Origin of the sequence: Rosistilla ulvae (genome assembly GCF_007741475.1) — a bacterium.
Taxonomy (GTDB): Bacteria; Planctomycetota; Planctomycetia; order Pirellulales; family Pirellulaceae; genus Rosistilla; species Rosistilla ulvae.
In genome coordinates this window covers 2314658-2326956 of record NZ_CP036261.1, presented here as the reverse complement: position 1 = coordinate 2326956, position 12299 = coordinate 2314658, and the positions used below count along the sequence as shown (strand labels likewise).

Annotated in this window: 6 protein-coding genes; all 6 read left to right on the top strand. The window is 52.7% G+C overall.

Annotation, left to right across the window (positions count from 1 at the left end):
• The first annotated feature begins 24 nt into the window (after window positions 1-24).
• The 6 genes from EC9_RS08415 (at window position 25) to EC9_RS08390 (ending at window position 12296) form a co-directional block, all read left to right on the top strand.
• A complete protein-coding gene (locus EC9_RS08415; RefSeq protein WP_145344024.1) occupies window positions 25-1464 on the top strand; it encodes a type II secretion system F family protein in 1440 nt (479 codons plus the stop codon).
• Window positions 1465-1877: 413 nt separating this feature from the next.
• Window positions 1878-2996: a type II secretion system protein gene (locus EC9_RS08410; protein ID WP_145344022.1), complete on the top strand. Its 1119-nt coding sequence runs from the start codon at window positions 1878-1880 to the stop codon at window positions 2994-2996.
• Window positions 2989-4041, top strand: a complete 1053-nt coding sequence (locus tag EC9_RS08405; RefSeq protein WP_145344020.1) for a type II secretion system protein — start codon at window positions 2989-2991, stop codon at window positions 4039-4041. The genes EC9_RS08410 and EC9_RS08405 overlap by 8 nt, the downstream gene beginning before the upstream one ends.
• On the top strand, window positions 4038-5267 hold the full coding sequence (locus EC9_RS08400) for a pilus assembly FimT family protein (protein WP_145344017.1): 1230 nt from the start codon (window positions 4038-4040) through the stop codon (window positions 5265-5267). Before EC9_RS08405 ends, EC9_RS08400 begins: the two co-directional genes overlap by 4 nt.
• Window positions 5268-5277: 10 nt before the next feature.
• Window positions 5278-6522, top strand: a complete 1245-nt coding sequence (locus EC9_RS08395; protein WP_145344015.1) for a type IV pilus modification PilV family protein — start codon at window positions 5278-5280, stop codon at window positions 6520-6522.
• A gap of 74 nt (window positions 6523-6596) precedes the next feature.
• Window positions 6597-12296 carry a hypothetical protein gene (locus tag EC9_RS08390; protein WP_145344013.1) on the top strand — a complete coding sequence of 1900 codons (5700 nt, stop codon included), beginning with the start codon at window positions 6597-6599 and terminating at the stop codon, window positions 12294-12296.
• The last annotated feature ends 3 nt before the right edge of the window (window positions 12297-12299 follow it).

Here is a 12299-nt window from a genome sequence, read left to right as displayed (position 1 = left end):
CCCTTCAAAGTGTAGACCTCCGCCATGCCTATCTATCTATTTGAAGCGATGGACGCGACCGGACAAGAAATCCGGGACGAGATCGATGCGCAGAACGAAGAAGAGGCGCAAACCACTATTCGGCAGATGGGATACTTCGTCACGAAGATCTCCGTCAAAAAGCAAGCGGCCAAAGCGGCGGCCCAAAAGAAGCGCCGTGGAGGCGGCGGGTTCGGTGGTGCCAAGACAAAACATATCGCGATGTTCACTCGCCAGCTGTCGATCCTGCAAGACTCCGGTCTGCCGATCCTCCGCAGCTTGAAGATCCTCGAAGGAAATCAGAAGCCGGGCAAGTTGAAAAACGCCCTACTCGATACCTGCGAAGAGATCGAGAGCGGTTCGACGATGAGCGAATCGATGGCCAAGAGCCCCAAGGTCTTCAATCGCTTGTACGTCAACATGATCAAGGCGGGCGAGGCGGGTGGTGCGTTGGAGACGATCCTGCAGCGGTTGGCCGACTTTATGGAGCGGGCTGAATCGCTCAAACGGAAAGTCAAAGGTGCGTTGATCTATCCCTGCGTCGTCGTCTTCGTCGCCTGTGCGATCGTGACCTTTATCATGATCAAGATCGTTCCGACGTTCGAACAGATGTTTGAAGAGTTCGATCTGGAACTGCCGGCGCCGACGCTGCTGCTGATCGCCCTGTCCAACTATATCGTGCGGTACGGGTTCCTGATCGTCGTGATCCCGGTCTGTATGTTTATCATCGTGAAATTGATACGCAAATTTAAACAGGGGCGGATGGGCTTTGACATGTTCATCATCAAAGCGCCGATCTTCGGCGGTTTGCTGGAAAAGAACATCCTCGCCCGAACCACCCGAACCCTCGGTACGTTGGTCTCCAGCGGTGTGCCGATCTTGGAAGCGCTGAACATCACCCGCGAAACGTCGGGCAATGCGATGTTCGAGCGGCTGTTTGGCAAGGTGACCGAGTCGATTCGGCAGGGTGAAGTGATCAGCAAACCGCTAGCCGAAAACAGTACCCCCGGCTTCCACCCGATGGCCGCCTTCTTCTGGGCGTTTTTGGGAGCGTTTCCAGGGATCATGTTGATGTCGGTCGCCCTGACAGCGAACTACACAAAACTGGGTGAAAACCCCGAGATGGTCCAGACGCTGCGCAGCATCGCCTTTGGCGGCACCGCCGGCGGATGCACCTTCGCCGTCTTGTGGTACCTGATGAAGATGAAAGAGCGCGTGGTCGACGACCTGGTCGTCAACATGATCGACGTCGGCGAAGAGACGGGCGAGCTGGACACGATGCTCTACAAAGTTGCCGACACATACGACGAAGAAGTACGCGTAATGACTGACGGCATGATGGCTCTGATGGAACCGTTGCTGATCGTATTCCTCGGTCTAGTCGTCGGCTTCATCGTCGTCAGCCTCTTCATGCCCCTCGTCTCGCTGATCAGCAGCCTGGGATAACAAACGCAAAGACGCCAACCATCGGCCCCGCATAAAAGATGCGACGGCCGGTGGAAAAGACCGTCATTGAAAATGACGGTGGCCGATCGACTCCGATCGATCGCCACCCAATAAAACGAAATCGAAAACAAAACAAGATCGCCGACCGACACCGTCGGTCGCGTCAACCGCCCGTGTTGCCACCTCGCATGATCGCGAGGGCGTGGTGACGCTGCGGCAGAAGGAACATCGGTCGCCGCGGGCGGTCGCGAAGGAACAAGTCAGAAACGAGAGTGGTTAGAGCGGACGGGGGAGTGGTTTGAAAAAACAGCTCCACCAAGAAGCTTGGAGACCAGCAGCGGCTCTAATCGATGGCCACCCCCGCTGCTTGGAAGTGACGGACCGTACCCGAGGCCGAACGAGGAAAAACAGTGATGCAAACGCAACAGGCACAGGCACAGGTAAAGCAGATGTCCCAGCCCCTCCGCTCCAGAACCAAAAACCCCCGAGCAGCCTTCACGTTGATCGAAATTTTGATCGTCGTGACCATCATTGCTCTATTGATGGGGCTTCTCACGCCTGCGGTAATGACGGTGATGGGGAATGCCAGGGAGGCGGCGATGAAAAGCGAAGCCGATGGTATCGCTTTAGCAATCGAAGCATACCGTGACAAATACGGTGAGTATCCACCAGACTGCTCAGATAAAGACCTGGTCATCCGTCACTTCAGGACAATCTTTCCTCAAATCGACGTTAGGGAACTGCAGTTATTAGACAACATGCTGCTTCAGGGCGGGACTTTTTCAGCTCACAACATAAGCCGTGCGGAAGCACTCGTTTTTGTGCTAGGAGGATACAGCAGTAACCCCCAAAATCCGCTTACGGGAGATGGTGGTCCGTTCGACTTCGTTGGCACGGGTTCGCCCACTACCGTCGCAGGCGATTACCAATACAACACCGCTCGCACCAATTCACTGTTTGATTTCGACATCACACAACTGTCGATCACTCCATGGGACCCAGCTAGCTCCACAAAACCAACTCCAACGAGCAAAACAATTTCCAGCGACGATGGAGACATTTTCCCTGTCTACTCGCCCCCCAACAAGGTTGCCCCCTACGTTTACTTCGATTCCAGGACTTACGGATGGCTTCCCGATGTGGGCCAATTCAACTCGTTCCCCAATACTACCGCTGCGTCGGTCGTTGGCTACGTCCGACCACTGAAAATCAAGAACGGGCAACCCGCATCAGGCTCGACGTATGGCACAGCCGCAGCGGCTTCCAAAGCTTGGGATTTCGCCAATCCCAAATCTTTCCAGGTGATTGCAGCCGGACGGGATGATCAATTCGGATCAGTGCATACGCAGTCCGGTTACCCAGTCTATTTTATCGCGGGAACCGGCGAGGCGATGGTCGCCGATCCCGATGCTGATGGGCCGACCGCGACGCTAATTTCCTCGGTTTCAAACTTCCAAGCCTCGTCTGACAACGCGGTTGCCGACAACATTACGAATTTCTCGACGCGAACACTGGAGGCAGACGTTGAATAGTCCATCCGTCAAAAACCGGTTGATGCGTCAGGGCTTCACGCTCGTCGAATTGTTGGTTGCCATGGCGTTGGTTTCGATCCTTGCGGTAATGGTTACCGTTGCCTTAAATTCCGCCCAGCAAGACGCGCGGTTGGCACGTACCAGATCGCTGGTTCAGCGGATCGATGAAATCCTTCAGTACAAAATGGAGGAATACAAAACACGCAAACTTCCGGTTCAGTTACCGCAGAGTTCAACTACGGTTGAAATGACAGTGCCTCCCGTCGAAGTATCGCGGGTCCGCATGATGATGATGCGTGATTTGATGCGAATGGAAATGCCAGACCGACGTTCTGATTTGGTTAATTACGTTCCCAGCACCCCCGTTGCAATGGGGCCGATGAACATTCGCGCTATCGTCAATCGCACCGATTCAGCGGGGGCTGCATTAGGAGCGATTGCAACGTCAATTGCGTGGACAACACCAAGTAAATTCGCAAACTATATCAGGCGTTTGCCATCAGATTTTGACGACTGGACTGCCGAACACGAGAGTTCTGAATGCTTGTATTTAATTCTGAGTACTACAACGTTGAACGGTGTTTCTGCGTTAGATCTGATCAGCCCGGCAAATGTTACCGACCTTGATGACGATAACATGCCGGAGATTGTCGATCCTTGGGGCAACCCCATATCTTGGGTGCGTTGGCCCGCTGGCTCGCCTTCATCGGTTGTAACAAAAGCTGGCGAAGATGAGTTTGATTTATTGAACTCCGATTGGGGCTATGGACCAGCCAGTGGCATTTCCCCTTCATTCAGCCTTCGGCCTCTTGTTATGTCGCCTGGGCTTGACGGTGAACTTGGGGTGGTTACTACACAGTTCCCGACAACCCCTTATGCCCAAATGATGTGGCCCGTTAGCGACACTGACGGGAAGCCTCGCCCCGTATCGGGAAGCTCGTATCCCTACATCGATCCGTTCAATCGCCAGGTTAGCGAAGCACTTCCGGGCGCAGTCATATCTGAAGATTCAATCGCCGACAACGTCTTGAGCTACGATCTATGATCCGTATTCAATTAAAACGAACCGTGCAGGGCTTCACGCTCGTGGAACTGTTGGTAGTGATAGGAATCCTCTCGCTATTAACTGCCGTCACGTTGCCAACATTTCGTGATGTAATCACAGATGCTCGCGCTTCAGAATCCATTCGGAACGTTCGCGCATTCATTGAAACGGCTCGAACGATGGCGACGACAACGGGCCGATCCCATGCCGTCGTATTCGAACGCGATGGTATCAATTTCGCTGAGGAACGCGGCAGCGTCACGCTTCTGCGTATTGTGTCCGCAGCACCTGATTACACAGGGGATTTCGAGAAATCCGCATGTTTTCTCTACCACGAAACGGCTGCGGCAGCACCGCTTTCTGGGATGACTCTGGCCCCTAACGCCGCCGTATTTAATCCTAGCGAATGTGTCTCTTTATCCAAATCGGCAATGGTTGCTAATGGACCGGTTCGTGTTGGTGATGTGCTAGTGTTATCAGGCCGACGTCTGGTCATCACTGCAATTAGCTTTTGCGACAACACAGACCCACCTGACGTTGACTTTTCCGATGCGGCACCTAACACCTGGATCAAAGTCTATTTTGACCCAAGAGGAGCAACAGGGACCGGAAATATTGACACTCCAGAGTTCCCACTTTTATCGCTATCTGGAACGGGGACAAATGTCGACACGACACCGCGTCAGTTTCGAATCGAACGGAAGACACTTCGCGGAGGAGGGAAGACATTACGTTTACCTCGCAATTCTGCGATTGATCTGTATTATTCCGGAATTGGCATCGCTAGCACGCAGTTTTCACCGGCTACAATTTCGGCCGCGCAGATGAATTCGAGCGCGGACGTTGATTACGGTCCTGTTTCAATTGTCTTCAATTCAACAGGCGCTGTGGAACGCACGTACGTTGGCAGTTTGGTTCCTGATAGTACGCCGCCGAATTTCACTTGGTCTCCGAATACGCTGCAACCCTACTCTTCAATTTTCATTCTGGTAGGGCGAACTGCAAACGTGCGTCCCGACCAGATCAACACATCGGCATCGACTCTTGTCGATATCGGTGACGACGAGCGATCCAATATTCTTGATGTGGAATCGGGATGGGTTGTCATCAATCCGTTTAACGGACAGGTCCGAACGGCGGACGTTGGCTCCATCACCGGCCCGTTTCCTTATGATTTCACAACGTCGATGGCGCTGGCACAGCGTTTGGCGATCGAGTCCAACTGAGGAAGCGATAATGAACATGCATAAATTAATGTTGAAAGATGGCCGTAACGGCGCGACGATTATTGAGGTAATCTTTGCGATCGGCGTCCTTCTCTTTGGCCTTCTCGGAATCGCTTCGATGATCCCGGTTGCCGGGCGGATGGCGAGATCTTCGATGAACCTAGATCGCGGCACGACGCTTGCTTCACGGGTGGCAACTCAGTTCAGTGCATTCGGATTCAATTCAGAAGGCCGCTGGCAGGCACTCAATGACAACAATGCCACAGGCACCTTCAATCCCGTTAGCGCGGGGTCGAGAGGTGTATGCTTGGATCCACTCTTGCTGGCGCATCCCGAAGTTATTGTTCCACCATCCGCAACCACCCTCTTCCCTCGAACCGGATGGTATGAATCGAGTAGTACATCCAACCACAACTATTATGTGAGGAAAACTTTTCCATACTACTCAGCAAACTACAACCCACTCGTTAACCCGATGCTCGCCCAAGGCTCTGCTGACTGGCCTACGATGCCTAGGCTTCCGCGTGCAACATTGAGTGTCCCTCGCATCGGTTCGTTTTCTCCACGCATGACATCAAGCGAGTCGCAGCAACTCATCCAGGATGGTGATGATCTTTTAACCGTTGAGACCGAAGATGACACCCTTCCAGTGGCTCAAATGGTACGGTCGACGGTTGCAGACGTAGCTAACGGTTATTCAATGAACCCAGCGCAACGTGCGACAGGAGGTCGATACACATGGTTTGCGACGGTTCGTCCCACCTCAGTGAACACAGCCGTTGCTAGCGTTGTCGTCATGTACAACCGAAAACGAAGCTTTGAATTGCCGTTCTCAGACGCAACGATTGATAGCGAAGATCCTGTAAAGGCAAACAACGCCGCAGAACGAGTGACCTGGGTCGACACCGCAGCAGACTTTCGCGGTGGTGGTGGTGGTAGCATACGGATTGTCGGTAGCCAAGCGGTCAGTTCGCAGTTGTTCGAAGGTGACTGGATCGTTTTGATGCGTTTCGTTGGAACCACAGTTGTGCACGCTTGGTATCGGGTGCTTTACGCCGACCAAGAAGTTGAGTTGGACAATGCATATCCGGATCCTCATACAGGAGACTCGCGTCAGGTTTGGCTTCGGAATATTACGGTCGACGGTCCTGACTGGAGCTTTGCGAACACCTCCGGGGTTGCCGGCGAGACGCTTGCCGTCATTGTGTCCGATGTTGTGGCAGTGAAAGACTTCCCGATTTCTCTAGTTCCATAGTTCCGCAACTTTTCTGTTTTCTATTGTTACGAAGTTCTTCGTACGAGAGTTGAATGATGAATAGTCGAATCCCCATGAAACGTCGACGCGGTGTGATCCTGCTTGTCGCTTTGGCAATGCTTGCCTTGTTTGCGATATTAGCGGCAACCTACCTGACGTTTGCCAGCAACTCTCAGCAAACATCGTTTGCAACCGCAAGACAGCAGTTCCACGTCGTCGACCACGAAGAGGTTGCGCACTCAGCCTTTATGCAACTACTTCGTGGAACGACCGACCCCCTCTCGGCAGCCTATCGGCACGACCTGCTCGGCGATTACTACGGTTATCAGTGGGAAGATCCAACAGCTCTCCCTGTCGACAATCCAATGAGGGTATCCCTCAGTGCGACCGAATCTTTACTCGCAACAGCTATCGAACCAGGAGACATCCATTTCACTGGAACTCCGATGCGAACCCGTGGGGTAATGAGCGCAGGTGGTGGAATTGTTAAAGTTCCCGTTAAACTTAACGCGCCGCACCCGTCAACTACGACAACCCCACCGGCGGATCGGTTTGACAGCAACATCGGGCGCGACAGTGAATATGGTTATGATGACACTCTTACGGGACGCACTGTCTCATTTGGCGGAGGACCATTGGCCGGCCATACGGTCAAGATTGTTCGGTGGGTCGGCTATCGGCCGCAAGCTGATGGATCCGGCAGTGTGCATCCAGAATATCATCTAAGGTATTCAATGTTCTTGGACTTAAGTGATCCAAGTCTTCCGTCAACAATCGTTCTAGATGACGGAACCGTCCGTGACTTGCAAACAGTGTTATACGACACGGAATACGGCGCATCAGCGTTGTTCTATACGCGTGGCAACGATCGGGCATGGGGAACAACATCCAACGACTTTGCGCGAGGAGGCGATTACGCCGAAGCAGGTTGGCCGGCATCCGACGACGGACAGGTTGTACTGCGAATTAACCCATTGCCGCTAAATGGCCAGGGAACCGGCTTCAATACTGGGAACTACCAAGCGATTCCGCTCATTCACGCGACTGACCAAGGCTACCAAGTACCTGTCGCGCTCCAGCCGAATTACCGCCGATGGTTAACACCGGGGTTCACCATTTCAGGCAATAGTGACGAGCCATACGACGCCCCTGACTACGAAAACTTCTTTCTTTCGAGTCGCGTGTTCCAAGAAGGCCAGCCCGGAAGGCCCGATCTGGCGGCGGTGCTGCCGTCTTTCCATCGCCCGGCGCTAATCAACTATCTGCTAAATCTAAGTGGAGTCGATGCATCGGGTACGGTCCCCGACGAGGAGATTCAACGGCTTGTCGAGACCATCCGTCGTGCAACAGCACGCCCACTCCCCTTTGCGTCCGGTCAACTTGTTGGAAACGGTTCTCCAACATTCACGGGAAATCATTCGCAGTTTACTGGAGGGAATAGCAACTTCGCGTTACGAACTCCCAACCTAATCAACACTGACGCACAAAAGACGCGACTGCACTCTCTCGTAACGGCATTGACTCAGGGACCATGGGACGTTGATAACGATGGCGATGGCATTGCAGACAGCGTATGGGTCGACCTAAATCTTCCTCTGATTACCGGGGAGGATGGAACTTTATTGAGAGCGCTTGTCGCACCCCAAATTGAAGATCTGAGCGATCGCTTTAATGTGAATGCTCACGGTTCAGCAGCACAATTAGCTGATGATTATGGACGACGTTCGACGTACCCGTTGGCTGGCACGCCCGATGCCGCGTCTCCGAGCCTCATCGATTTACCTGCTGGACGCGGCTACGGACCAGCGGAAATCGTTCCATTGCTTGTCCATACCAATTCGGATGTCCAGACCTCGAATGCCGGAACAAACGACAAGTATGGCACATTGGTAGGCACCGGGTTCTCCGGACGTCTTGCGAATGTACTCTCTAACGTCTTTTCAGAACGATATTCCTCAAACCAACAACCGGAGTTGGCGTCAACGAACACGATTGCCGGGCTGCGTGGAAACGTTCCAGGATCATTCGATGCTGACGGCGGTGATCCACTGCTACCAGGAGTATCGGCCACCCACACACGTGCAACGCGTCCTGGATTGCCCATGGATAAGCACGGTCGTGGCGGTTTAGCCATTGATCAATCCGGAAACCTAGTCGCCACAAACGTTGGAACGACAATTGTCGCTGGTGTCGATGAAATAACCAATACACCCTACGAATTTGCCCCATCAAAGCCGACCGCTTTTGACAGCCCGTTTTCTGTTTCTGAATTAGAAAAGGTGCTGCGTTCGAAATCCTGGGAACAACATCTACTACCTGGTCGACTGTCAAACTTTCTTGCACCGTTGCTCGTTGCTGACCCATCCGTTGGAAAGCTTGTCACCACAACCAGTTCATCCGATGATCGTCCGCCAGCATTTGAGTTGCCCGAAGATCGTACGGGAGACCAGGTCGGAAGTGCGATTGAAGGTCTCATTCGGCGGTTGCGCAATGTCACCAGTGCTTCTGGAGACATCGACGAAAATGACGTTGCGCTAGCAAATTTCTTACTGCCACCAGAGATCCGGCTTGGCATGAAGTTAAACGTCAATCGTCCATTAGGTAACGGACTAGATGACGATGGTGACGGTGCCATTGATGAAGATGATGAAATCGAAGTTGCATATCGAGGTGTAGCGAATGTTATGCCACACTACACGTTTAATCAGCCTGCTACGGACGAAACGCCACGCCAATTGTTGGCAAAACACCTATATGTTCTAGCGACGCTTTTATGTACCCAGCACTCAGACTTTGAATGGCCAACTGCCAACACGACGCCTCTAGCACCAGATGAGGCCGAGCATTATCGCGCTCGTCGACTCGCTCAATGGGCGGTCAACGTTGTCGACTACCGGGACAGCGATGGCATCATGACGGGGTTTGAGTTCGATTTGGACTTATCTGACGGTTGGAATGTCGACGGCGACATATCGACCGACGAAGGCGATACGGTCCGCGGCGTTGTTTGGGGATGCGAGTTTCCTGAGTTGCTGTTCAAAGAAGGACTGGCTATACACGACCTTCGACTTCGCGATACGGACCTTGATCCGACAGGCAAAGATACCACCGCGATGGTTGACCCAGATCCGACCCTGGATTCAATCCGGATTCCCCAGGGCTCTTTATTTCTCGAACTGTTTTCACCAAGGGCACGGACCTACGCAAACGTAGCCAATCATCCATCGGTTCCGTCCGAACTTTACAATTTCAGCGGAGCCCAACCAGTACTCGACCTGGATCGCATGACTCCAGTTTCCGCTGGTGCTCCAGTGATGCCTGTCTGGCGGATCGCAATTTCGGCGCCACACAGTGCCTCTTCCGCAGGGACAACGCCCGAGCAAATTGCTGCGAGTCCGCTGGTGTTGCGCAGCAATTCCGTGGACACAGCAACTTTTCAACCAGAAGCTCCAGACATTATCACGGGGCTTGCACCTGAGTTGGAACTTGAACGTTTCGTGCTATTTGGCGAATACGTCGCCGATACCACCGGAGACGGAAACGACGATTATCAAGTCCTCGAAGAGGTGCTAAATCAATTCGAAAATGAACAAGCATGTATTGGGACATTGAGTCGCGCCAATGCATTCTTCAACATGATCCCAGCCACAAGTAGCACGAATTTAATGGCCGGGAATTATCTCGTTATTGCCCCCCGTCCCCGAACGTTCATTGGTTCCAAACTTTATGACCCAGCCAACTGGCACCAAGATGTGCCCGCCGGACCATCAGAACAACGATTCGTAAACGAGGCCACAGGAATCGTACACTACGACCTGGATGGCGTTTCTACATGGCCCACATACGCACAAAATGCGACGGTATTCTATGCTCAAACGCCTGCACCAACGAACTGGAAATCAGATCCTGACTACGATGAGACAGCCTTATTTGGTGGCACAGGCCGAGGCGTAGGACTTAATGTTTCCGAGCCATTTACGGACACAGGATACTATGCGATGCCACGTTATCAGACACTCGATGGCGCGGGAACAGCAGGGGTTGTTTACGATGTGCGAGATGGTTATCGCATGTACGAAAACAAGGACGACCCTTCACTCGGTACGGGCCAACCACGGGATTTACCGGAAGATCTTCGAGTCGCTGCATCAATCGCGAATCTGCCACGAGATGGTGATAATCCCGGCGTTGGGGATTACGAGAACTACCGCACTGCGTATTTGCAACGATTAGCTGATCCTACAATTGCGTACGATTCGGATACGAATCCTTACCGCACTATCGACTGGCTGCCAATCGATTTAGCCGTGTTTAATGGTGATGGTGCGTCTGCAACCACCAGCCCCAATTTTGTCACGAGTCGCGCAAGAAATGGTATGGACTCGGCGGGTGCGCAAAAACGAATCTTGTTCGGACACGAAACTACCGCACCTGTGGCTGCTGCCCCAGGTACAGGGACCCAAGTATTCGACCTGACAATGCAAAATTCGTTGGGCTACCTGAACACTGAAATCGCAAATACAACGGACTCGAGTGTTATCGAGGCAACTTCAAATCCTCCACAAACGGACATTTACCTTGGATATCCGAAAGAACCGTTCGCCTTTCATCCATGGCTGAACCGTCCCTACGAGTCGGCACTGGAACTGATGTACGTCCCTGCGACTTCTCAAGCTCGACTTCTTGAAGAGTTTTCCGTTGAATCAACCCCAACTGTCTACGACAACTCTGTTCCAGAAGCCTTTAGAGGTCCGTTCAGGCACCTGCTGAACTTTTTCGGCAGCTACGAAACCGAGAATAGCGATCCACTTACTGATGCATCGCACACAAAGGGACCGCACGCTTACCGTGTCTTGGACTTTTTAACCACGGGACCAAGATTCAAATCGGAAATGAACGACGACGCAGCAATGTTGTCACGATTGCAAGCGGCGGCATTTGACGATGATCCTTTCGGACCACTCGTAAACAATCTTGACACATCAACTGGCCCTATCCCAGAGTCGTTAGCAGCGTTCCATGCATGGAATCAGTTGCTCAGGTTTCCGTTTAATCGTAGACCTGAATACGTGAAGTCTGGAAAAATCAACTTAAACACAATTGCCGATTATCGCGTCTGGATGGGGCTCAATTGGGGACACTTGACGTCTGCCGAACGTCAGCCTGGCTCGGTTGCCAACTGGGATTCATTCAACCAATCACGGCGTGGATACGATGTTTCGACAAGCGCACCACAAACGTTGAGTGGTGGTGCGCCACCCTACAACTACGCCCCCAACTTTTTCTCACCTGACTATCCCACCCAGTATGCTGGGGCGTACACGAACTCTTTAGCAAACGACCTCCATCCGATTGTTGATGGTTCCGACCGGTTACGCGATCACTGGGTTGAAGGAACCTTACTTCGCCCAGGACGGGATTCGTCTTCGACTGCGGCATTGCTAAACAACTCGCCCCTAATGGTGCGGGGCACAGCCACGTCACCCGCAACGGACGTGGACAGAAACCCCGTCATGCGTTACCAGAGCCTCACCCGGCTTCAGAATTTGACGTCAAACAATTCGAATACCTATATCGTTCGTTTGACGGTTGGTTACTTCGAAGTCGATCCTGCGAGTTTAGCATTAGGGAAAGAGCATGGAGTTGATACGGGAAACGTCAAACGCTTCCAAGCCACATATGTCGTAGATCGTTCAATCCCATGTGGATACGTGACGGGCGCTGACACAGACACTGAAAAGCTGATTCTATTCCGCAAGTTCTCAGAAAAGTAAACG